Origin of the sequence: Turneriella parva DSM 21527 (assembly GCF_000266885.1) — a bacterium.
Taxonomy (GTDB): Bacteria; Spirochaetota; Leptospiria; order Turneriellales; family Turneriellaceae; genus Turneriella; species Turneriella parva.
Genome location: NC_018020.1, coordinates 4,351,962 through 4,374,399, shown reverse-complemented (window position 1 = coordinate 4,374,399; position 22,438 = coordinate 4,351,962). Strand labels below are relative to the sequence as shown.

At 54.3% G+C, this 22,438-nt stretch carries 24 protein-coding genes; 13 read left to right on the top strand and 11 right to left on the bottom strand.

What is annotated here, in order from left to right:
- Nucleotides 1–34 precede the first annotated feature (34 nt).
- Nucleotides 35–436, top strand: coding sequence for a YraN family protein (locus TURPA_RS22410; protein WP_053332256.1), 402 nt, complete (start codon nt 35–37; stop codon nt 434–436).
- Here TURPA_RS22410 and TURPA_RS20915 read toward each other — a convergent pair.
- Nucleotides 433–1,551, bottom strand: coding sequence for a citrate/2-methylcitrate synthase (locus tag TURPA_RS20915; RefSeq protein WP_014805265.1), 1,119 nt, complete (start codon nt 1,549–1,551; stop codon nt 433–435). The two genes, TURPA_RS22410 and TURPA_RS20915, sit on opposite strands and share 4 nt — an antisense overlap.
- A gap of 116 nt (nt 1,552–1,667) precedes the next feature.
- On the opposite strand from TURPA_RS20915, the gene TURPA_RS20910 reads away from it, so the two are divergent.
- From TURPA_RS20910 to TURPA_RS22405, 3 genes are all read left to right on the top strand, one after another.
- Nucleotides 1,668–2,159: a PsbP-related protein gene (locus TURPA_RS20910; protein ID WP_041948750.1), complete on the top strand. Its 492-nt coding sequence runs from the start codon at nt 1,668–1,670 to the stop codon at nt 2,157–2,159.
- Between the two features lie 84 nt (nt 2,160–2,243).
- On the top strand, nt 2,244–4,742 hold the full coding sequence (sppA, locus tag TURPA_RS20905) for a signal peptide peptidase SppA (RefSeq protein WP_014805263.1): 2,499 nt from the start codon (nt 2,244–2,246) through the stop codon (nt 4,740–4,742).
- A 1-nt stretch (nt 4,743) separates the two neighbouring features.
- Nucleotides 4,744–5,598, top strand: coding sequence for a nitrilase-related carbon-nitrogen hydrolase (locus TURPA_RS22405; protein WP_014805262.1), 855 nt, complete (start codon nt 4,744–4,746; stop codon nt 5,596–5,598).
- A gap of 20 nt (nt 5,599–5,618) precedes the next feature.
- Here TURPA_RS22405 and TURPA_RS20895 read toward each other — a convergent pair whose 3' ends face one another.
- From TURPA_RS20895 to TURPA_RS20880, 4 genes are read right to left on the bottom strand one after another with little or no spacing between them, the layout of a single operon-like run.
- Entirely contained in the window at nt 5,619–6,290 is a 672-nt protein-coding gene (locus tag TURPA_RS20895; RefSeq protein WP_014805261.1) for an FFLEELY motif protein, read from the bottom strand.
- A gap of 8 nt (nt 6,291–6,298) precedes the next feature.
- Entirely contained in the window at nt 6,299–7,090 is a 792-nt protein-coding gene (locus tag TURPA_RS20890; RefSeq protein ID WP_014805260.1) for an enoyl-CoA hydratase/isomerase family protein, read from the bottom strand.
- Nucleotides 7,091–7,138: 48 nt separating this feature from the next.
- The gene (locus TURPA_RS20885) at nt 7,139–8,224 is read right to left on the bottom strand and encodes a radical SAM protein (protein WP_014805259.1); all 1,086 of its coding nucleotides are present in this window, start codon (nt 8,222–8,224) and stop codon (nt 7,139–7,141) included.
- Entirely contained in the window at nt 8,224–9,348 is a 1,125-nt protein-coding gene (locus TURPA_RS20880) for a hypothetical protein (protein ID WP_041948749.1), read from the bottom strand. The genes TURPA_RS20885 and TURPA_RS20880 overlap by 1 nt, the downstream gene beginning before the upstream one ends.
- 305 nt (nt 9,349–9,653) lie before the next feature.
- Between TURPA_RS20880 and TURPA_RS20870 the strand changes: the two genes are divergently transcribed.
- Genes TURPA_RS20870 through TURPA_RS20840 form a run of 7 tightly spaced genes read left to right on the top strand, consistent with a single transcriptional unit; the run spans nt 9,654 to nt 15,923 of the window.
- Nucleotides 9,654–11,405: a PorV/PorQ family protein gene (locus TURPA_RS20870; RefSeq protein WP_041948747.1), complete on the top strand. Its 1,752-nt coding sequence runs from the start codon at nt 9,654–9,656 to the stop codon at nt 11,403–11,405.
- Nucleotides 11,406–11,909 carry a hypothetical protein gene (locus tag TURPA_RS20865; RefSeq protein WP_014805256.1) on the top strand — a complete coding sequence of 168 codons (504 nt, stop codon included), beginning with the start codon at nt 11,406–11,408 and terminating at the stop codon, nt 11,907–11,909. It begins immediately after the preceding gene.
- The gene (locus TURPA_RS20860) at nt 11,906–12,505 is read left to right on the top strand and encodes a hypothetical protein (RefSeq protein ID WP_014805255.1); all 600 of its coding nucleotides are present in this window, start codon (nt 11,906–11,908) and stop codon (nt 12,503–12,505) included. The genes TURPA_RS20865 and TURPA_RS20860 overlap by 4 nt, the downstream gene beginning before the upstream one ends.
- Nucleotide 12,506: 1 nt before the next feature.
- A complete protein-coding gene (locus tag TURPA_RS20855) occupies nt 12,507–13,310 on the top strand; it encodes a DUF5683 domain-containing protein (RefSeq protein WP_014805254.1) in 804 nt (267 codons plus the stop codon).
- Entirely contained in the window at nt 13,298–14,155 is an 858-nt protein-coding gene (locus tag TURPA_RS20850; protein WP_014805253.1) for a DUF5683 domain-containing protein, read from the top strand. Before TURPA_RS20855 ends, TURPA_RS20850 begins: the two co-directional genes overlap by 13 nt.
- An 8-nt stretch (nt 14,156–14,163) precedes the next feature.
- A complete protein-coding gene (locus tag TURPA_RS20845; protein WP_157210612.1) occupies nt 14,164–14,655 on the top strand; it encodes a hypothetical protein in 492 nt (163 codons plus the stop codon).
- Nucleotides 14,652–15,923: a hypothetical protein gene (locus TURPA_RS20840; protein ID WP_014805251.1), complete on the top strand. Its 1,272-nt coding sequence runs from the start codon at nt 14,652–14,654 to the stop codon at nt 15,921–15,923. The genes TURPA_RS20845 and TURPA_RS20840 overlap by 4 nt, the downstream gene beginning before the upstream one ends.
- 10 nt (nt 15,924–15,933) lie before the next feature.
- On the opposite strand, the gene TURPA_RS20835 is transcribed toward TURPA_RS20840, so the two are convergent.
- Together TURPA_RS20835 and ychF are read right to left on the bottom strand one after the other, a co-directional pair.
- Nucleotides 15,934–16,587: a hypothetical protein gene (locus TURPA_RS20835; protein ID WP_014805250.1), complete on the bottom strand. Its 654-nt coding sequence runs from the start codon at nt 16,585–16,587 to the stop codon at nt 15,934–15,936.
- A gap of 29 nt (nt 16,588–16,616) precedes the next feature.
- Complete coding sequence (ychF, locus tag TURPA_RS20830; RefSeq protein ID WP_041948746.1) at nt 16,617–17,720, bottom strand: redox-regulated ATPase YchF; 1,104 nt, start codon at nt 17,718–17,720, stop codon at nt 16,617–16,619.
- Between the two features lie 115 nt (nt 17,721–17,835).
- Between ychF and TURPA_RS20825 the strand changes: the two genes are divergently transcribed.
- Both TURPA_RS20825 and TURPA_RS20820 read left to right on the top strand, forming a co-directional pair.
- Nucleotides 17,836–18,924 carry an LIC_12708 family protein gene (locus TURPA_RS20825; RefSeq protein ID WP_014805248.1) on the top strand — a complete coding sequence of 363 codons (1,089 nt, stop codon included), beginning with the start codon at nt 17,836–17,838 and terminating at the stop codon, nt 18,922–18,924.
- Nucleotides 18,924–19,928, top strand: coding sequence for a TerC family protein (locus TURPA_RS20820; protein WP_014805247.1), 1,005 nt, complete (start codon nt 18,924–18,926; stop codon nt 19,926–19,928). The genes TURPA_RS20825 and TURPA_RS20820 overlap by 1 nt, the downstream gene beginning before the upstream one ends.
- Nucleotides 19,929–19,951: 23 nt before the next feature.
- On the opposite strand, the gene TURPA_RS20815 is transcribed toward TURPA_RS20820, so the two are convergent.
- The 4 genes from TURPA_RS20815 to TURPA_RS20800 form a co-directional block, all read right to left on the bottom strand.
- Nucleotides 19,952–20,161: a DUF1289 domain-containing protein gene (locus TURPA_RS20815; RefSeq protein ID WP_014805246.1), complete on the bottom strand. Its 210-nt coding sequence runs from the start codon at nt 20,159–20,161 to the stop codon at nt 19,952–19,954.
- A gap of 153 nt (nt 20,162–20,314) precedes the next feature.
- On the bottom strand, nt 20,315–20,785 hold the full coding sequence (locus tag TURPA_RS20810; protein WP_014805245.1) for an FKBP-type peptidyl-prolyl cis-trans isomerase: 471 nt from the start codon (nt 20,783–20,785) through the stop codon (nt 20,315–20,317).
- Nucleotides 20,786–20,793: 8 nt separating this feature from the next.
- Nucleotides 20,794–21,438, bottom strand: a complete 645-nt coding sequence (locus tag TURPA_RS20805) for a hypothetical protein (protein ID WP_157210611.1) — start codon at nt 21,436–21,438, stop codon at nt 20,794–20,796.
- 96 nt (nt 21,439–21,534) lie between these two features.
- Nucleotides 21,535–22,377 (bottom strand): hypothetical protein, encoded by an 843-nt coding sequence (locus tag TURPA_RS20800; protein WP_014805243.1) that lies wholly within the window; start codon nt 22,375–22,377, stop codon nt 21,535–21,537.
- Nucleotides 22,378–22,438: the final 61 nt, after the last annotated feature.

Here is a 22,438-nt window from a genome sequence, read left to right as displayed (position 1 = left end):
ATTGCCCAAAATATGCTGCCCGACCTCGTTTCAAGTGAAAACGGTTACAGTCACGCAGGTCGCTGCAAAAATGGTTTCAGGCGCGTGGCAGGCCGCCAAATTGGGGGCAGTGAACGCCGAAGAAAACATTGCTGCCCGGTTTCTGCGGCTTGCCGGTTATCAGGTGCTTTCACGCAATGACAGACGTTTCGCGGCCGAAATTGATCTGCTTGTGCGCTCGACCGATGGCTCAGAGCTCTGCATCGTCGAAATCAAGCGCCGCCGGCAGCACGCAGGTTATCCCCTGATTTCTGAAACGCAGCGCGAACGGCTCGTTTCGGCGGCGGGCGCTATCATGCAAGAGATCGGCGTCTATACGAACGTGCGCCTTTTGCTCATGGTCGTCGACGCAGAGCGCGAAAGCGCAGAAATCATCGGCGATATTTCTTTGGCTTAGCGTGAACCCAGCGGTTGGTACTTGAGGCCCTTTTTTCCGGTGTAGACGCCGCGGGGTCTGATCAGTTTATTTTCATCGAGCTGTTCGCTGATGTGTGCCAGATACCCTGCCGCGCGCGCCATGGCAAAGATGCACGTGTAAATTTCGGCGCTGAACCCGAGCAGGTAATAGGCTAAACCCGAGTAATAGTCGACATTCGCGTGCAGTTTCTTCTGCTTAAGCATTTCTGCTTCGACTGCCGCGGCGGTGTCGAAAATCTGTTTTTCATTCTTCTTCTCGCTGAGCGCCTTGCACAGCGACCGCAAAACCGGCACCCGGGGGTCGCCGCTTTTGTAAACGCGGTGCCCGAAACCCATAATGATTTCTTTTTTCTTGAGTTTTGCGGCGAGGTATTCGGGCACGTTGGCCGGCGACCCAATCGTCAGCAGCATTTCGGTTGCCCGCTGGTTTGCGCCGCCGTGCAGATTGCCCTGCAGCGCGCTCACTGCTGCGACCATGCATGAATACGTATCTGCCTGCGTCGCTGCGGTAATTCGGGCGGCAAATGTGGATGCGTTGAGTTCGTGCTCGGCATAGAGTATCATCGTGGTTTCGAGCAGACGTTCGGTTTCGGCGTCAGGCAATTTTCCCGTGAGGCAATAGAGAAAATTGCCGGCGATACTGAGGTCGACGTTCGATTCGACGTGGCTTTTGGCGTTGCGGTGCCGGGCGATCGCGGCAACAATCGCCGGTATTTTCGCTAGAATGCGAACCGATTTTCTGTGCAACGCAGGGCCCGAGTTATCCGCTGCATCGGCATCGTAGAGCCCCAGAGATGAAATGAGAGTACGCAGCACCGCCATCGGATGCGCCTCGCGGGGTACATGGTTGATGTGCTCGGTAATCTCGCGCGGTAATATGTATTCGGCGGCAAGTTCACGGCGAAAGTCGTTCAGCTCTTTTTGCGATGGCAGCTGGTCATTGAGCAGCAGGTAGGCGGTTTCTTCAAAGGTTGAATGCGCCGCAAGTTCGGTAATATCATAGCCGCGAAATGTTAGGCCTTTCTGGTTGATATCGCAGATCGCCGATTCGAGTACCTCGATGTCTTCGAGTCCCGCGTGATGGTCTGTAGACATGCTGCCCTTTGCGGTACTCACGTACCATGGCAAGTGGAAAAAGCCTTGCCGCGTGCTCTTTCGTCTCTGCTTCAAATCTTTTTGTCACTATGCGTATACATATACTACTTTCTTTAGTGCTGATTCTTGCTCTCGGCGCGGCCGAACCGGAGAAAAAGCCGCTGAGTTTCAAGAGCGCCAAAAACCGCTTTTCCTTTAGCTATCCTGCTGACTGGAACCTGCAAGAGCTCGAGGGCGGCAAATTCGTGACGGTCACGTCGGCCGATTCTGCGGCAAGTTTCAGCGTCACCGTTGCTGAAATCAAACGCGGCCGCGATGCGTGCGAATATTTGGCAGAGCGCGCCGCCGCTTCTGAGGCAAAGCCAGCCAATCTCTTACCCGAAGATAAGCGCGCGATCACCGCTGCTGAACGAAAGTTCATGGCCGTCGATGATGGTTGCCTTGCTGCATACCAGCTCGAAGCCGGCGGCAAAGAAGTTATTCAGGGTGTAGGCGTTTATGTCAAACGCGGGCAGGTATTCATCGTCGAGCAAAAACTGCTGCTGGCAGACCATGCCAGGTTCGGTGCGACGCTGAGCGATCTGGCCCGTTCTTTCAAGACGAACTGACCAGTGGCTGCGCGAATTTCGCCTTAACCTGCCCGCCAAGCACAATTTCTCGACAGCGTGTCTTTGCCTCAGGTCTTTCCGCGTATGACGCGCTGGCTTTCGCTGCTATTCAATACGTTTACTTCGCGTGCGCTGTTGGCGATTGCCTGCCTGTTCATCTCTCAATCGGCCTTTGCGCAGACTGCACCCGTGCAGAGCGACGCGCTGCAGACGAACCGCATGATCGACACGCCGAATCTGCCGCAGAAATCGGTTGCGACTTCTGACGACACCACGAGCCTTTATTTCAACCCCGCAGGTCTCGGTTACCATGCGCTGCAGCTCGGCTATTTTTACGGGCGCAACCAGCAGAATCGTCTCGACGATCACATGCTGTTTCTTAACCTTCTCGGCATTGCCTTTTCGACGCAGTGGCGCCTCGGCGATACGAACGATTACGCGCGGCGCTATACGCTGGGTATGGGCATTATCAACACGGCGTCGTTTTCGCTCGGCACGTCGTACAGTTGGTACAGTTCATCTTTCGGTTATCTCGACCGCTACAACCAGTGGGATATCGGTGCGATCTTCAGGCCCTGGCGGCGGCTTTCCATTGGCGCCGTCGGTCGCGCGCTGAATAAACCGCTCTTTCAGGGGCAGATCTTCGAAACCAACTGGGATCTCGGCGTCGGCATCAGGCCGCTTCCCGGTAAGTATGTTGAAAACCTGACGCTTTCGGCAGACTTTAACGTGACGCCGTCATCGACCTGGTCGACCGTGCGGCCGAAATTTATCGCAGAAGCATCGCTCTGGCCGGGTAACACTCTGTACGCCGGCTACGCCGAGAACACCGGCGCGTTCTTCGGTCTGCGATTTGCACAGTATATCAGCCAGCTCTCCCTGCAGGCAAGTACGCCCAGCGACGCCGGCGCCTTTCTGGGGGGTGGCATTCTCATTGGGCGCGAACGCTACGCGACGGGCATCACGGCGCTCGGCCGCTACCTCGAAATTCGTCTCGATGACCCGGTACCTGAGCGCAAGCAAGAAGGGTTTTTCTTCTTATCTGAGAACTTCACTTTTCTCGAGCTGATTCGTACGGTTGAAGCCGCGAAGAAAGATGCGCAGATTCGCGGCATTCTGATTACTGGCCGCGATTTTCACGGCGGTTGGGGTCAGGCTGAAGAGCTGCGCGCGGCACTCGTGAGCTTTCAGCAGAAGAAGCCCGTGTATGCATACCTCGAAAATGCGGGCAACAAAGAGTATTACATCGCAAGCATGGCCGACCGCATCTTCATGCCACAATCGGCGATGCTCGATGTTTCGGGCCTCAAGGCCGAAGCATATTTTGTCAAAGACCTGCTGAATAAGGTAGGCGTCAAAGCCGACTTTATCGCGCTCGGTGATTACAAGTCGGCGCCCGATCGCATGACGCGTTCTGAGCCCACGAAATTCGACCGCGAGCAGCTCGAAGGTATTCTGAAATCGGGTGTCGGCGAAATGAAGGCTGCAATTCTCGCGGGCCGGCTGCGCGTCAAAGACGTCAATCTTGACGGCATTATGGATAAAGGTTTCTACTCGGCGACGCGCGCACAAGAAGTCGGGCTCATCGACGAGACAGCTTACATGACCGATGTTGAGAACCAACTCACAGCGCAGGGTATTTCGGCGATGCCCTGGCGCATACCGGCCGCAGAATACGCGAAGACGCGCTTTTACGACGATACCTGGGGCACCAAACCAGCGATCGCCGTCGTCGTGCTTTCGGGTGAGATCATGTCGGGCACATCGCGCTCTGAAGGCCTCTTTAATGGCGGCACCGTTGGCTCAGACACGATTCTCGAGCTGATGGACCATATCAAAGACGACCACAACATTAAGGGAATGGTGCTGCGTATCGATTCGCCCGGTGGCTCGAGCCTTGCGTCAGACATCATGTGGAACAAAATTCGCGAAGTGAAAAAAATACGCGGCAATGATTTCCCGATCGTGGTTTCGATTGGCAACGTGGCCGCGTCGGGCGGGTATTACCTCGCTGTCGGCGGCGATGAAATTCTCGCGAGCAACAACAGCATCACGGGCTCGATTGGCATTTTCACCGGCAAGTTTAACATCAAGGGACTCTATGACTGGCTTGGCGTGCGTAAGTATACCTTTAAGACCCATAAGAACGCAGCGCTCTATACCGAATCAGATAGTTTCAGCGATGAGGAGCGATTGCTCATACGCGAGCATTTAACTGAATTTTATGACCTCTTTCTCAAGCGTGTGGGCGATAACCGCGGGCAGTCTGCCGAGGCAATCAAGCCGCTGGCCGGCGGCCGGGTCTACAGCGGCAAAGATGCGATAGCCAAAAAGCTCGTCGATAAGCAGGGCGGGCTTCTGCTCGCGTTGCAAATCGTGCGTGAAAAAGCCGATATCGACGATAGCTATTACAACCTGCAGGTTTACCCGAGCGAAGCGCAGAACCTCTTGTCTCTCGGCGATCCGCGCAAGCTGATGCTGCCTGGACTCATTCGCGAAGCGGCGCGTCTCGTCGGTAAAACCGAAAGTATCAAAGATGAAAAGATGCTGTTTTTGATGCCGTACGAAATTGAGATCCGCTGAAATGCCCGCAGCACATAAACGCGTCATTTGTTGTAACTTTGCGCCGCTCATCGCCAAGGGGGCGGCAAACCGCAGGCGTATTCTTGAATGGGCAGCGCGGCTCGCCGACGCGAACGCGGCACCCGATGTGGTTGTCTTTCCCGAACTTGCGCTCAGCGGCTATCTGCTCGAAAGCCTCGTCGCTGAGTGCGCAATGACTGAGAGCGAAATTACGGCTTTTGCCGCAGAGCTCGCGACGACCGGGCTTGCCGCAGAAACAGAATTTGTAATCGGACTGCCCCTCGCCGAACGCGGTGAAATTTTCAACGCTGCCGTCGTGCTCTCTGGCGGGGCGATTCAGCACATTCACCGCAAGCTTTTCTTACCGACCTACGGCATGTTCGATGAAGCCCGCTATTTCAACCGGGGCAAGACCTTCGCGACATACGAAGGCCAACTGGGAAAAACAGCCGTGCTGATCTGCGAAGATGCGTGGCACGCCGAACTCGCCTACGCGGCATCGATCGCTGAAGCCGATGCTGTCATTGTCATTTCTGCATCGCCGGCCCGGGGTGAAAGCGGTTCGAATGCCTTTGCGTCGACGCAGCGCTGGCGGGGCAGGCTGCAGACATTTTCAGAATCGTATGGCCAGATATACGTCTACTGCAACCGCGGTGGCACCGAAGACGGTGTTTTGTTCGATGGCTCAGGCTTTGTGCTCGACCACGAGGCGAATTTCATTGCAGCCGAAGAGGGCGGCGACGATTATTCTCTCTTTCAGCTCGGCGACAGATCGATGCGCCACGCGGGCTTTTCAGGCAATTCAGCCCGACAGAACGATCGTGCGCTGATTCTGAAGATTCTCTCAGATATCTGAGCGGCAAAAAGCTGTTTTTATCAGGGCAGAAGGCGGTTCAAGTAAGCGCGTTCGCGGTCTTCGATCGCCTGCATGAACGGCTCGGCATTTTTCACCGACTTAAAAGAACGGTAACCTTCCATAAAAAATTCCATGATGTATTCGACGCCGAGCGCGCGTGCAGCGAATTGCGTCGGTTTGATGACAAAACCCAAAAGCGGCACATGCGCCAGCCGGTGAAAGAAGCGCGTGGTTTCCATCAGAAGTTGCAGCTGCAATTCCCTTTCTTCTTTATTATTTAGTGCGCGATAGCAGGCTTCAAAGTCTTCGAGAGTCAGCGCGTGGCGTTTATGAGACTTAATGAACTCGCGAGCCACCCTGAGGTCGAGTTCGTCGGTAAGTTCGTTCAGCTGCTTGAGCTGCGTGACCCGGGTGATGCGTTTCGGGTTCACGGCTGCCGAGAGCTTTTCATAGATTTTGTTGAAAGCTGCGTCGCGGCTGGCTTTATCGCCCGCACCATAGATCTGCTCGAAAAAATATTTGGAAATTTTTGTGTATTCAGGGTTTTTAAAGTAATCGTCGTAAGTCTGCCTGAGGCGGTCGACCTGAACCTTACGCACCTGGTCGACGATAAAGAGTTCGTCAGAGGTGGCCCCGTCGAGCGCTGAGGCCGGCTCTTCGGTCTTGTCTTTTTTCTTTCTGCCGAAGGCCATGGCTTTGCTCAGAACTTCGCCGGGCGCTTCTCAAGAAACGCCGCCAGCCCTTCGTGCGCCTCGGCGCCGCTGAAAAGCTGTGAGAATTGCTCGGCTTCAAATTCGAGCGCCTGTGGCATCGGCTTATCGCCGCCGTTCAAGATCGTGTGCTTCAATATACGGATAGCCTGCGGGCCAGAGGTCAATACCTTGAGCGCGACGGCCTCGGCATCGGCGATCAAATTGGCGAGCGGGCTGACCTTGGCCGCGAGACCGATGCGCAGCGCGTCGTCTGCGCCGATTCGCTCTGACGTCAGCGACAGGTATGCAGCGTTGCTTAATCCGACCAGACGCTGCAGGCGCTGCGTGCCGCCAAAGCCGGGTATAAGGCCGAGCGTCGGCTCGGGCAGACCAACCTGCGCGCTGTCTGCGAAGATACGAATATCAGCCGCCATCGCGAGTTCGAGCCCGCCGCCGAATGCAAACCCGTTTACCGCAGCGATAAAAATAACGGGTGATGCCTCCATACGTGAAAAGATGCGGTGGCCGAGTTCTGAGTAAACTTTTGCTGCCGCGACGCTCATGCCGCGCATTTCGCTGATGTCAGCGCCTGCGACAAAAGCTTTGCCTGCGCCTGTGATAATCGCCAGTCGCGTGCGGGCCGATTCGAGCTCAGTGATCAGTTTGTCGAGGTCATGAAAAACACCTGATGCCAGAGCGTTCATCGGGGGGGAGTTCAGAGTCACCAGCGTATATTCCGCTGTCTGGCCAGACTTCAGCGTTGCTGTTTTTTTCTCTGTGCTCAGGTATTGATATGGCATGGCGTGAAGCCGGGTAAAAGAGACGCGCTGTCAATGCAAACGGGCTTATTACGTCAGACCCTGATCGGTTTTGGCGCCACGCACATAGTTAAAGCTGCGCCTGACGGGAGTGAAGCCGGCTTCTTCGATGAAGCGCACCGATTCTTCGACCGACTTCAGACCAAACGACCGCAGCACATTTTCTTCGATCACAGGTGAATTGATATCGTCGGCGCCAAAATGCAGTGCGAGTTCGCCGAGCTGTTTGCCCGCCACCATGATCGAAACTTCGATGTGCTGAATGTTGTCGAGAAACAGCCTGCTCAGTGCCACCATTTTGAGATATTCATGCGGTGCAACTTTGCGTAATTTGAACTTTTTGGTCTGCGCCTGAAAAGTCCACGGTACAAATGACAGCACACCCTGCGTCGTGTCTTGCAGGTGGCGCAGCGCCGCCAGGTGCGCGATAATTTCTTCGTCGGTTTCTTCGCTGCCCCAGACAATATTCGTCGAACTCTTGAGGCCGTTTTGCTGCGCGGTGCGCATCGCCCGCAGCCATTCTTCTGTCGAAGCCTTTTTCGGCGACAGAATGTCGCGCATGCGGTCGGTCAGAATTTCCGCACCCGCCCCCGGAAAGCTGTGCATGCCGGCAGATTTGAGAATTTCAAAAACTTCAGCGAGGCTTTTGCCCGTCAGCTTTTCCATATAGAGCACTTCGACAGGTGAAAAGGCGCGAATATGCACTTCGGGAAATTTCTCTTTCACTGCAGCGAGCGTGTCTGTGTAATAGCTCATGGGCAGATCGGGGTTAACTCCCCCCTGAAGAAAAAGCTGCGGTGAGTCGAGCCGCAGCGCTTCATCGACCTTGCGCAATATTTCGTCGGCTGAAAGATTATATCCCTTGCCCGAACCGACTTCGTCCATGAACGAGCAGAAACTGCATTCGACATTGCAATAATTAGTGTAGTTGACGACGCGAAACGCAGTATATGAAACTTCGTCGATTTGGTTGTGCCGGTTGCGAATTTCGACAGCGGCGCTGCCGAGGTCGCGAAAATTACCGTGGCGCCACAGATGCAGCGCATCTGCTTCTGTCAGGCGCTCACCCGACAGCGCGCGATCGAGAATTGTATGCGACTCAGTTTCTACGCTCATCAGAATACCTGCCCGTTCATGCCGAGAAAAATCTGAAAACGATTGCCACCCGCCGCAAAGAACGGTGCTTCGATGCGGGAAAAAACCGCGCTGCGGCTGCCCGCGACGCCGTCGGGCAGATCGATAATGAAGCCAACGCCCGCGCCGGCGTGAAAGCGGCTGCTGTTGTATTCGCGGTCGAACGCGGCAGCGTCGGCGACAAACCACAAGTTGAGCGGGCCGGCTGCATGCACGATTGCATCGAGGTTGATCAGTGAAAAAGCCGGTGCCCTGAATTCAGAAAACGAATAACCCGCGACGCGGCGGTAGCGCGCTTCGGGCCCGCCGACAGAGAAGGATTGTATAATGTCCTGAGCATGTCCCGGCAGCGCGAAATTGGTCGCACCTGCCCGCGCCATCGCCATGAGCCGAACCGCGTTGCCCCAGGGCGCCGCGCCGCCACGAACGATCAATTCGTTGACCACGACCTCTTGCCGGGCGTTGCCGAGGTCGGCGCCGTTCACGCGCCAGACATAGACATCACCCTGAATCAGCTTCTGCGCCTCGATGTTGGCAAATGCAGCAACTCCCTGAATCGCGTAAGGTTTTGGCGCCGAGAGATGAAAATACCCGAGACTCACCTGGTGCACAAGGTACGCGCCGGGTGAAGCGACCTGCAATGCTGCGTTCGTTGTCTCGCGGCGCGATAGTTCGTAGCGCTGCGCGCCGACTGAATAACGCAGCGAAAGCTCATGGTACCGCGCTTCGGCATAAACTGCGCCGCGGTAAAAGGGAGCGTTCAAAGAAACGGATTTTGTTTCGGCGCCGGTTGAGGCGTCGACGATATGGTTCAGGTTCTGGTAATCGAAAACGTGAGCCTTCGCAAAGCCGCCCAGACGCAGGTTGCGAAAAACGGCATACGCATAGTCACCGTAAAGCGAGTCGAGGTCATATTCAAACGCGAGAAAATCTTTTCGGTAGAGCACTTCATTCGCATAAAGTCGGTATTGCGCTGTTGCAAAGCTGTAGCCGGGCGCTGCGGCGATGCTGCCCGCAAGCTGGTATTCCTGATAGAGCGCGCCTAAAGGTGCCGAGCAGGCAAAAGCGACGAGCAGCACGCGCAGGGTACGATTCAGCAGGAGCACTTGCAGGCAGCGACGGCCTGTCGGGCAGGGGGTAAAGTCTTTCGCCATGCCTCAAGGCCAAAAAAAAGTCCGTTGCTACGCGCGCGCACGTCTTTTTGATTGACGGCAACGTCGTTAGGTATGAAACCGTCGGTTTCGGGGTTGTCTAAAATGCCACCGCTCAGTCGAAAACGCTGCATTTGTCTGCGACAAATACACGTGAATCGGCCTATTCAGGCCGGTTTTCGCCTGAGCGCCGCGCTTGTGTAGCGCGGTTCGTGATTTTTTAGACAACCCCACCGGAGCTATTTTTGATACAGAAGAGATTGCTGAAAACAGCCACCCTGGTTCGCGCGCTCGCTGCCGCGCTTCTTGCTGTCCTGGCCACAACACCGGCATTGGCGACGAAATTTGATGGTGCCTCGGTGCCGACGCTTTCGGCAGAATCGGCGCTGAATACGCCTTTGGGCGTGCGTTCATACGGCATGGGCATGGCGCAGACGGGTAATGCGAACGATCTTTCTGCTCTTTATTACAACCCTGCGGCGCTCAGTACGCTTCACTATGCGGAGTACTCACTCTCATACCACGGCGCGACCAATGACGTTGCAGGCCACTCATTCATGGCGGCTTTACCGCTACCCTATGGCACGATAGGCGTCACCGGGGTTTTCAACCGCGCGCAAGATAATCAATACGTTGAAAAGGGCGTGAACGTGCTGCCCGATCGCAACAAGTATTCTTACATCACCGCACTCTCTTATGGCGCGCCGATATTAAAGCGCCGCCTGCACGGCGGTATCACCATGAAATGGTTCGGCGCTGATTTTAATGATGCTGCGCAAGGCGCGACATACGCCCGCCAGCAAAAAGGCCTCTTTTTCGACGCCTCGCTGCTCGGTACGTTTGACCCGGCCCATTACAGCGAATCACTCCGTTGGATGCCGCGCCTTTCGGGTGGTTTTACGGCGCGTAACCTGCACCCGTTGTTAAAGCTCGATAACGAAGTCTCGCGCAGCGAAAACCGCGAAGAATACAATGCAGGTGTCAGCATGCATTTCCCTTACAAATTCATGCTGAACGTCGATGCCGTAAATTCGATGAGCGCGCCGACGCGCATGCGTTATGGGTTTGAATACTGGCCGGTGCATTTTCTGGCGCTGCGTGGTGGGGTGACCCAATCGGGTAGCGGCGAGGCGTTCAAATCAATTCACTGGGGTATTGGCTTCGGCGAAACCGTGCAGAGCTCGAAGCTCTCTTTCGAGTACGCCGCTGCAAAAGAGTATCCCGACGGGTTCGGGGTCAACTTCAACAAACCAAATTCGACGTACCATCGTTTTGCCTTTCACCACTCATTCGAAAGCGTCGAAACCGACGAACACGGCCGCGCGACGCCGATCAAATTCACAGAGCGTTATACACACCGCTACCGTTTTGCGCGCGAACTGGCTCCGCGTGAAATTATCGCCGACAGCGTCACGAGCCTCACGAACGAAACGGTCGGCTATGATGCATCGCTCGCCGCCGCGACAACGGGCACACAGACCGCGTCACTCGATGTTGCGCCGAGCGATCAGCCTGCTGAGCCCGCACCAACTCCGGGAAAACCCACGAAAGTTCCCCCGCGGCCAAAGCCTGAGAATATTGTCGGCAAATACATTGTAGCCATATTCCCGGTCGACATCGAAGTCGTCAGTGGTCGTGTGAAGAATCCGTCGCTGAAAGAAAAGCTGCGGGGTAACTTTCTCATCGAAGTCAACAAAGGCGGAGCAGGGCGGCTCATCAACGCGAACAAAATGCTCGCTGCGCCCAAGCGTAACGATGGCGAACTCGAGAGTGTTTACCTGAAACGTATGCAGCAGGCGCTCGGTGCCGATCTGATCGTTTTCAACAAACTCTATATCGATGGTAACGACGGCGAACTGAAACTCGTGACGCTGTATTACCGCCGCGGTGGTACGGGAATCTCTGCCCAGAGCGATGTTGTCGGCAGTGACGCGCAAGAGCTGCAGTTTATTCAGCGCGCGACCGCACAGTTTGAAAAAGAACACAAGGCGCTGCTTGAGGAGCTCAAATAAATGCGAAAGTTTAGCCAGCTGTTGATTCTGCTGCTGTTCATCACCGGGGCCGGCGCGCTGTCGGCTGTCGAGTTCGGTGGCGGCAAGTTTGAATATATGAACTCTAAAGAGACGAGCTTTATGGGGTTCGGTCTCTTTACGTCAAACAAGCGCTTTGACGCCGAAATCGAGGGTTTTGTTGCCCCTGAATATTTCTCAGGCAGCACTTCATCTGCAGGCTATCTCGGTGACAACTACCGCCTGTTTTTCGTGGCATTCTCTGGCTACTTTCACTTTATCCGTACCGACAAAATGAGTCTTTTTGTCGGCGGCGGTATAATGCCGTGGTTGCCCAAAACCTATGCCTACCACTTCGCCGCTGGTATGGACTTTTTCTTCTCAGAAAACTGGCGCATCTTTTACCAGTTCAGATACATGGATAACAATGCCGAAAACTATCGCTATCCGACGGGCACGTCGGTCGCAGTAGGTTTCAAATACGCATTCCGGTTGTTAAACATATGAGGCAGCAACTTCGTTATTTGATTCCCGCGCTGGTGCTCGTGGTCGCGGCGAATTGCCGCTCGCGCGGCCCGCAGATCAAGCAGCCGCGCGAAAATCTGCCAGCGACCGAGTTTCACCATGAGCCGGCGAAGGTGATACCCTGGGTGTTTTTTAACAAGACATCGCGCGGGCTCGATCGCCAGAGCGATGCCAGCTTCTTCAATCAGGTGGGCGGCGGCGGCGGTCTGCTCATCAATTCAGGTCTCGATTCACAGTGGAATGGTCACAAATTCTTCTATTATTACATCGACTTCGATGCATCGCCGCAGTACAACCCGGGCAAGACATACCCCGGTGACCGGCAGTGGGTATACTCGAGTTACCCCGGTATACTCTTTCGTACGTATACGCCGTTCTATCTCAAGATGCACTTCGGCTTTGGTATGAACCTGCGCTATAACCAGGCAGTCTATGACCGATGGGGTGTCTATGGCCAGATCGGCGCAGAACTTTGGGGCTTTACCTCGACAGTCTTGTTTATCGGTCACCCGGGCCAACTCAACTGGGAAACCGAATACCGTGCCGGCTACATGTGGGCACCCGTGGAGTGGAAATAGCATGAAACACTATATATCCCCAATTCTTTTTGCCGCTTTCGCGCTGCTGCTCATTGCGGGCGGCACCGTGTATGCCGGTGAATACACGAACAGCTTTCGCATCAAAATCACCGAAGAAGATGCAGTCGGCGAAAGTCTCAAAGAAGACCCGGTCGAAGCCTTCAACAATGCCGTTGAGGCGGCAATGAAAACCGGGCAAAGTCTCGGCGAATCAGAACTTATCGGCGCCAGCCGCACGAAAGATTTTGTACTGCAAGACAGTTGGGTGAAAAAAGAAGCGCACCTGCAGGTCACCGATCTGCAGGTCAAGAAGTACCGTTTTTGGCGCCCACCCGGTGAGCCGATTCGTGTCAGCATGAATGTTGACATGCAGGTTGACTACATCGACGTGCCGAAGTTCACCGAAGACTACGAAAAGACCATTACTGGAGCGACCTACCGCTCGATGGCTGTGCCAGGCTGGGGACAGATTTATAACCGTCAGTACACCACCAGCATTCTTTACGGCACAGCATTTTGGACTTTCTATGTCATGTTTATTCAGGCAGCGAAAAACGCCAACAGCCCCGACGACCTGACCAATGCGGCTCTGAACTTTCAGATACCGGCGCTCATTTTGTGGAGCTTCAACGTCTCAGAAGCTGCAACTTCGCGCATCATGGGCCGCCGTGGTCTTGAGAATCTGCGGCAGGCATACCGCATGGACGTGCAGCACGAATATGTGCCATTGACTGAACGCGGTATCAAATTTGACTTTGTTCTGTTTACCTGCAGCTTCGGCGGAGGTTTCTCATGCGGCATGTAATCCGTTTTGCAGCGCTGACGCTCACTGTTGCGGGTACGCTCGCGGCGGCGCCGAAAAAGAATGTCGATCTGGGCCTCGACAAAGAATATTTTTCGACGCAGAAGAACGTGCGCGTGCGCGACGCAATTGGTAAGGGCCGGTCTAAAGAGATTGCAATTCAGAATGCAAAGATCGATGCGCACCGCAAGGCGCTCGAAAGGTCAGTGTCGAGCTTTCGCCACATGATTACCGAAACCAAAGATTTCGTACTGACGAACGAACAGCTGATCGCCGATGTGAATGCCAAGGTCATCGACGAGGCGCGCTGCAATGAGCCCAAATGGGACCACGGCTTCGACTTCAACCCGTTTCATGTCGCCGTCATGGATTGCACTGTGACGGTGAGTTACTTTGACCTCGATTTTTTCACAACAGAGATCATGAAAACGGCCGAAGGCGCCTGCATTCGTTCGATCGTGCTCTCGGGCTGGGGGCAGATCTATAACAAGAATTACGTCACCGGTACGGCCATGGCGTTGATTACTTACGGTTCAATCGGTTATGGCTATTCACGCGAAACCAAAGTAGCCGGCGCCCGCGATGAGTACAAGAGCGCTACCAATTCTGCCGAAGCCGAGCGCAAGTACAAAGAGATGCGCGATCACCAAGAGGTGGCGCGTACGATGTATGTGATCGGTGCATTAACCTGGGCATATTCTGTCTGGGAGGCTTTTGAAGACCGCGAAAGGGCCGATGACGTTTTGTATCAGGTTCACCAGAAATACTTTAAGGGTAAATTGAACTATGAACCCGATATATCCTTCTTTCAGCGCTTCATGATGCAGAATACGAGGCCAAAATGGTGATGTGCTCAATGCGCCGCCTGTTGGTTGCGGCAATGGTCGTGTCTCTATTTGCCTGCGATAACACCGAGGTCAAGATGCGCCATGAAAACCCTCTCGACCGCATTTTCGACAGCGGCAACTTTCGCGTCGTTCTGACCGCCGAAGAGAAGGCGAACGGCAACACGGCACTAACCTGGTCGAATGTGTTTCACTCAACGCAAGGCGAGCTCAGCACCGAGAAACTGAAGATCAATGGTTCGGCGCAGATTTTTCGCAGCGCAGCGAGCCCCGGCGCGACAGATATCAACGCGGTAAAAAATGGCTCAGGGCTCAGCGGTAGTTTTGCGGCGGTCGGCACCTGTACAATTGCAGCAGCGGGTGATAGTTTTGCGGGCACTTGCGATGCGGTAAATCCGTCGAACAAGGGTGCTTTCATCGTGCAGTTCAATTACCGGTTTACCGATAAGTCTGACCTGACGACAACCGGAACGATCTACTCTAACTTTGTGGTAATACAATGAAAATGACCCGATTCATCACGACGACGTTTCTGCTGGTTTTCGCCGCTGGCTCGTCGGCGCTGTTTGCACAGAAAAAGGCTAAGCCGGCTGCGGCCAAACCCGCAGCGGCAAAACCCACGGCGAAGGCACGACCCGGGCAGGGTGCCCTCAAGAATGCGGCTGGCGCTCAGGGCAAAGAAGAGCAAGAAATCAGCGCGCCTAAGCCGACTTCGGCGAAACTACCTGAAGTCAAATATGAGAACGAAGACATGAGCAAGAACCCGACGCGGGGCACGTTCACGTTCACGATGTCGGGCGGTATCTACAACTTCAACAATAAGACCACAAACCCGCAGACTAATACCAGCCGCGAGTATTCACTGCCATTCGACTACACAACCATGGTGGGTTATGAACTCGCGTTTCGCCTGGGCAAAGACAAAGAAGACGACCACGATGGCAAAACAGGCTTTCATTACTACCGGTCGAACAAGGGTATCTTCACTGACTTTGAAATCGGCCTCAAGACGCAGCGCTACGAAGACAAGCCGTCGCGCTTTACGTACAAAGAGACCTCAGCTGCCGGTGTGAGCGAGGTGCCTGTCGACCTGGGCTATGATTATACATCTGCATTGTTTCTGGCGAACAGCACGCCCGGCGCGCAGAATCTGCGTAAGGCAGGCATTTCGCCCGAATTGCGTGGTGCGGTTGGCAACAAGGCGACTGAAGTCACGATGTTCTATGCCAACACCTATTACCATTTCACGCCGCTCAACTATCTCATGAATTTTGGCAGTGGCTTTCGCTGGTTTGATGCTTCTATCGGGCCCAGCTTTCGTGCCTGGTATTATCAGGATTATTCAGACCCGGTAAGGCTGACGACACGCAATGACGACTGGACGCGCGCAACGCTGATGGTGGTTTATCGGCAGTATGTTCAGTTTCACCCGATGGTGCGGCTGCGTACCCACTTTTATTTTCCTGCGCTCAGCTATTTCGCCGAGCTTGCCAGGTCGCCGCGCTTTAACGAGAGCGAATTTATTCTCAACACGGCGCTTGAATTCTACGTGAAGCGCTTCGGCGATTTCGGCATCATTGTCGGCGTGGGCTACGAGGGCCACTGGTGGAAAGCTAACCCTTACAGCAGCGATCGTTTTGTGCGCACCGGGTTTCTTGCTGACAACGGTTTCACGAACCAACAATACGCTGGCTTTGAGCACAGTACCCGAACGTCATGGGAAGCATTCGCAACTCTTGGTATCGAGATACACTTCAGCGGCGATAAATAGCCGACGAATGTTACCGAGTTAAATAAGCGTCGTAGAGAAACAGAAAATTGCGCGGGTGGTTGGCAAGCCGCAGCTCTACCCGTACGATTCCCTCGTTGCTGCGGATATGGGGTATAGGCAGCCGCAGCGGTGTCTGAATCGATTTTTTCGCGCCCTGTCTGACGGTCGTGTAGAGCTCGCCGTCGACGATAACATCACATTGTAACAGGTTGCTGTAGAGAGAACGGGCCTTTTGCAGAGACTCGCCGTTGCGCGCCCTTATCGCGGCGAAGTCGAGATTCAAGACCCAGCCATTGGCAAATTCACTGCCCTTTTCGGTCACTGGTCGCTTCAGCGTGAAAGTGATGCCCGGTGGGCTGATGATTGCCGCGCGGTGGTATTGCAGACCTGCGCCTTGGTCGTCGGTCGTTACCGAAAGGCCCTGGGCAGACGACCAGCGTTGCAGTTTCTCTTCTGACCAGATTTCATAGTCACCCGAAAGAATGCGCGTGCGATAGTTCTCTGTAAAAGAGGGGAAAGCCAGAACTTCGGCTGGCAACGGGTTCAGGTGGGGATCTATCCCGAGCGCAGGTAACGCTGTCTCGTCTGTGCCGTTGGCCGTGGTAATCGACAAGGCAGCGCTGAGGCCGAAAATAATGCCCGCGAAGGCCGCCGACCGTACCATACCCGATTATCGGCAACGCGGCAGGGGGGCTAAACGTTAAAGCGAAAGTAGACGACGTCGCCGTCTTGCATGACGTATTCTTTACCTTCGAGGCGCATTTTGCCTGCCTCTTGTGCTTTCTTCTGCGTGCCATACTCTTCAACAGCAGAAAACGGCGTGACTTCGGCGCGAATAAAACCGCGCTCGATGTCGCTGTGAATCGTGCCTGCAGCCTGCGGGGCCGTTTCGCCTTTCACGATGTTCCAGGCGCGCACTTCAACTTCGCCGGCGGTAAAGAATGTAATATAGCCCAGGAGGCCGTAGGCCTCGCGAATAACACGGTTGAGCCCAGGCTCGCTGAGGCCGAGGTCACTCAGAAATTCCTTTTCTTCTTCGGGGCTAAGCTGGCCTATCTCTGCTTCGATTTTGCCCGAGAGTGGTATTGCTTCGGCGCCGCGCTCTTTGGCCACCTGCTGCAGTTCGCGAAATTCCGGTGATTCTTCGGGGTGCGCAAGCAGTTTTTCGTCAATGTTGCCGATAAAGAGCACAGGTTTCAGCGAAAGTAATGCCAGATCTTTTATGGCTTCACGGTCGTCGGCGCTGAGACCGGCTGCGCTCGCAGGTTTGCCAGCTTTCAGGGTTTCGGCGACGCGTTCGAGCACAGCGGATTGTTCAACCGCCTCTTTGTCTCCGCTTTTTTTCTTCTTTAGCAGGTTCTGCAGGCGCTTGTCGACCTGGTCGAGATCTGACAAAATAAGTTCGAGTTCTATAATCTCGACGTCGCTTTTCGGCGATACGGCTCCCGAAACATGCGTGACGTTTTCGTCTTGAAAACAGCGAACGACGTGCAAAATTGCATTCACTTTGCGTATGTGGTCGAGAAACTTGTTGCCGAGCCCTTCACCCTGCGAAGCGCCCTTAACAAGACCGGCGATGTCGACGAACTCGACCGCGACCGGCACGCTGCTTTTTGGCTCAACGATTTTGACCAGATAGTCAAAGCGAGGGTCTGGTACTGCCACGACGCCGACATTCGGGTCTATGGTGCAAAACGGGTAGTTCTGCGCCTCGGCGCTGTGTGATTTGGTCAGCGCGTTAAAAATAGTCGACTTACCGACATTGGGTAGTCCCACGATTCCGCATTGCAGTGGCATAGGTCGAAAACGGAAGGCGAGACAGGCCTTCATGAACTAAATGGTCCATGTGGGTTCTGCATCCCCCTTTTCATTTTGTGTTCACGGCTGAACTCATGGATAGACAACGGTTCGCGTGCGCGCCCTTGTTTTAGCCCTATTACCAGCGATTTTGCTCGTTTCGTGTGCGCGCTTTCGTTCGAGCACACTGACGCCAGAAAAGGTTTTTTCGCTCGCGATCGCCGAAGACAAGGCGCGGTTTCCGCGGCAGGGCGGCGTCTACCATGAAATACCGGGCCGTGTCGGCGTGCTCAAAGACTGGGTCGCTTTTTCAGAACCCTCGGAAAAAACCGTGAAACTCTACCGCAGCGGCAAACTGGTTTTTGCCGTGCGCGCCCAGGAAAAAGACAAAAGCAAGAGCGACGCAAAGACGGTAGAGGCGCTGCGTGTGCCAGGCCGCATCGCGATGGGCGGCAATGACGATTTTTTCGTTGAGAACTATCTGCCCCCCGAAGGCGAAAATAAAGACGCGTCGGTGCGCGGAGGATATAAAATTCTGCAGTTTGATTTTAAGGGCAAGCTGCTGCGCGCCATCGGTCGCAAGGGTCTCTCTGAGCTCGTGTTTGAAAACATACTTTGGTTTGATACCGATTCGCGCGGCAACCTTTGGGTGCTTTACCGCTACCTCGACGAGCTGCACCTCGATCGCTACGAAGGCGGGCGACTAGCCTTTGAGTTCAGGCAGAACGATTGCGAGGCCATGACGCTCGACAAAAAGCAAATGGAGATGCTCAAAGACAAGAACTCGATCGTACACTGCGAATATATTTATCCTTTTTACTCGGGGGAGCGTGTGATGCTTTCGTCGCGCATCGACCGTGTCGACCCTGAGTCAGACAAGAAACAGCTGACGCTCGCCTACCGCATCGTGAAAATCAAGAATATTGCCGATGCCGCGCCCGAGACGGTCTTCGCGCGACTTACGAATGCCGAAGATCACCCGTACCTGCCGCAGGGCAAAGACAGCGTCGGAATCTGGCAGAACCTTGATGCGGGCAAGGTGCGCATTGGCCGCTATTCGCTCGACGGCGATCTGCGAAATTCTCTTGTCATTGAAATCTCGGGAAGGCCAACCGAATGGCGGCAGATTTGGCAGACGCTCTCGGGCGAAATTTACGGCATTAGAATTTTTGCCGACCAGTTCGAAGTGCACCGTTTCAGATAATGAGTCTCTTACGCAAAGAATGGCCGCTTTTGACCTCTGCGCTCGTTTTCGGGGCAGTGATGCTCGCAGACTACCAGTGGGGGTTCATGACGAACGTGACCTCGCTCTCTTCGGGCAGCAGATCAGATCTTTTTGTTTCAGCCGGATTTCTAACCGTCATCACTCTGGCATTTCTAGAAGGTATTCTCGGCATTGATAATGCGACCGTGCTCGCCATTCAGGTCAGACACCTGAAACCCGCAGACGCACACAAGGCACTCACCTGGGGTATCTGGGGAGCCTTCATCTTTCGCTTCGTGTTTCTGATCGCTGCTGGTTTTATTCTCGAGCAGAAATGGATTATGGCGATCGGTGGTTTTTATCTGATCAACATGGCCGCCGAATTCTTTCTGAAATACTCGCTGCATCTGATCGCCGATCTGCTTGTGCTCGGCGTGTTGCTCGCAACCTTCTATACTTCGGGTGAATACCTGAATATGCAGGGTTTGCACGTTTCTGTGTGGCTGTTTTTTGTGCCCTTAATGATTTTTTCGCTGTGGCGCTATTTTCGCGCACGGCAGAAGCACGACACCGCGCACCAAAATGAACCCGAAGAGGGTATTGAAATTACAGGCTTTACTCTTAAAGGGCACCCGGTGCTTGCAGCCGTCATCGCCGTTGAGTGGACTGATATTCTTTTCTCTTTCGATTCGATCGGTGCGGGTGTTGCAATGACGCGCGATTTCTGGGTGCTGTTCTGGGGCGCGTTTTTCGGCGTTACCTGCCTGCGCCTCTTTGCCAAATCGTTTATTCGCCTGCTCGAAAAGCATCCGCAGCTCGAGGCTGCAGCGATGCTGGCGGTGCTCATAGTTGGGGTAAAAATGGCATTTGAAGCCGCACAGGACACTTTGAAAATTCGGCTATGGCATATTGAAAACTGGCAGACGAGCCTCGTGATTCTTCTGATTTTTGTTGGCGCGTTCTTTTTCAGGGGTAAGACACCCCTCATTCACCCCGAAAACTAACAGGTTGCTTTTTCAGTAACCTGTTAGGGGGAGCTGCGCCGTCGGCGCGCATTTTCAATTACCGCATATTTACCCTGACGGTCGAGCTGCGGCCATGTAGTGATTTCATCAACGGTGCGGTAACAGCCAATACAGATGCGGCCGGCGTCATCGAGTTTGCAGACGGCGATGCAGGGGGATTCAATAAGGTGATCACGGGCCCGACTGAAGAACGCTTTAATTCTAGCTACCATGCTCGCTCTGCGGCGGCGCCAAAGGTGCGCAGAAAACCGAAAGCCTCGCAACTTGCCCGAAAAAATCGGTCAAGTTGCTGCTAAAGCGGCAGGCAATTTGGCGACAAATCGCCTTGCCTGCTTTCGGTTTTCAGCGATGCGCATCTTTGCGCCTTAATGATGATGCCCGTGGGCACCGTGTGCGTGGCCGTGCGAGAGCTCTTCTGCTGATGCATCGCGTATCTTCAATACTTTTATGTCGAATGTGATGCTCTTGCCCGCATATGGATGGTTGCCATCGACTTCGATTTCGGTATCGTGCACCGCCGTGACGAGGCCTGGAATAACACCTTCTTCACTTTCGAGTTCAATCTGCGTACCGACCGTTATCTCTGCAGGGTTTTCAAGCTGGTCTTTCGGAATCTTCATGACCATTTCGTTTTGCCGTTCGCCGAATGCATCGCGCGGGCCCATTTCGACTTTGCCCGAAAAGCCCTCTTTCTTATCGGTTAGAAATTTTTCGAGCGCAGGCATCAGATTTTTGAACCCGTGCAGATAGTCGAGTGTGCCGTCTTCGAGCTTGGCTTTGCCGGTTTCGCTCAGGGTATAGTTTATCGTCACAACTTTGTTTCTTGCTACTTGCATTTGCCCACTCACACGTTTAGTTCGAGAATTTTGACCTGTTTGCCGCTTTCGGCATCGAGAAAATAAAAAACCACATCGCCCAAATCATCGCGTGTGAGATTCAGCTGGCATCTGCCCTGTTGCAGATTCACGGCTTCTATGAGTTCACCTTCGCAGTAGAGTGCGATATGCCCGGTGTTGAAGCTCGGCTCGTTTCGTTTGAGCAGCCAGTCGAGCATCAGGCCCTGGTCATTGGCACTGATCTTGAGGTCGAATACAACACCCGGCAGTTCGGGGCGCAGCAGGGTAAAGCTGCCGGTCTTCATGAAACCGGGCTCATTGTCGGCGCGAAATGCCGGCATCGGCGTAACGGCGTAGGCGCTGATCGCATCGCCATCGGTCTCGATGCGAAACGAATAACTAGCCTGCAGCAATTGAAGCTTTATGCGATTATACAGAGTGTTCCAGACTTCGTCGTCGAGCAGGTATTCTTCGTCGCCGATGATGTCCCATGCAGTAGCGAGACTGTGCTCGTCGGCGAGCGCGGCGAAGGGTGACAGAGGGGGTAGAATGTCTGCCGCCGACGGGTTTGCGGCAAGCATCGCCGCCGCAGAACCCTGAACCGGCTTCAGTTTCTTCTTCGGTGCGGCCTTTTTGGCCTTCGTTACCGCCAAAGCCCCTTTCTTAGGGCGTAACAGGCGGGTTTTTGACCTGCGGGCAGGCGTTTTTGTTTTACTGGTGCGCTTAGCTTTCAATATGCCTCGCTGGTTTTATCTCTCTCTTTTCACCAAGTTTTGTTTTTCCCATCGGAAATAGGCCGTTTTCAGCGCCTGTACCGCACTTTTCAGCTGCCGCTGAACAGTCGCAATCGAGTCGCCGGTGACCTCCGCCACGATGCGTATAGGAATGCGGGTGTCCATGGAAAAAAACTTTTTCTGCGCACTCGCCCTGCGCTTCAAAATGCGTGCCGTTTCAGCCGGCGAGCTGGTCGAAGCTTCTTTATCTATCCTCATGATGACCTTGAGCAGCCGTTCGCGCTCGGCGAGAAAACTCTGCCGCTTTTCTTCGGCAAAGCGCAAAAAGCTGCGGTATGCCCTGAGACAACCCCAGCGTTCAGCCGGGTCTTTCGAGCGCCGCTGGTTGACCAGATGCTTGAGGTCGGCATAGGATAGCGGGTATGCCAGCGCGAGTTTCGCATAGATGCGCGGCATCGTCTGCATGCTGCGAAAAAGATGACCCACGCCGTCGTCGACGGGAGTGTCACTCTGGTGCAGTTCGACACGGCGGTTGGCGAGTTCTTCAACCGACAATAATTCGGATTGAGAGCGGGGTAGCTTGCGGCGCCGCAAAAAGTGGCTGAATTCGAAGTTCAGCGCAGCGGCCAAATATTGGTAGAACGGCAGGCGGCGATGGTCATAACGCTCGAGTATGCCATGCAGTTTGCCCGAGACGAATAGATAGAAATCGGCTGAAACGTCGCTGGTTTGCTGGTGGCGCAGACGGGCATAGTTGTAGATCATCAAATGCAGTTTCGGCGGAATAGGATTTTCAGCACTCGCGCGCAGCGCCTGCTGATACGAGTCAAATAGCGCTTGAAACTCTGTCTCGTTCATAAAAATTGGTCATAGAATAACCGGCATTCTGCGAAAGTTTGAAGCATTTGCAAGAATTTTT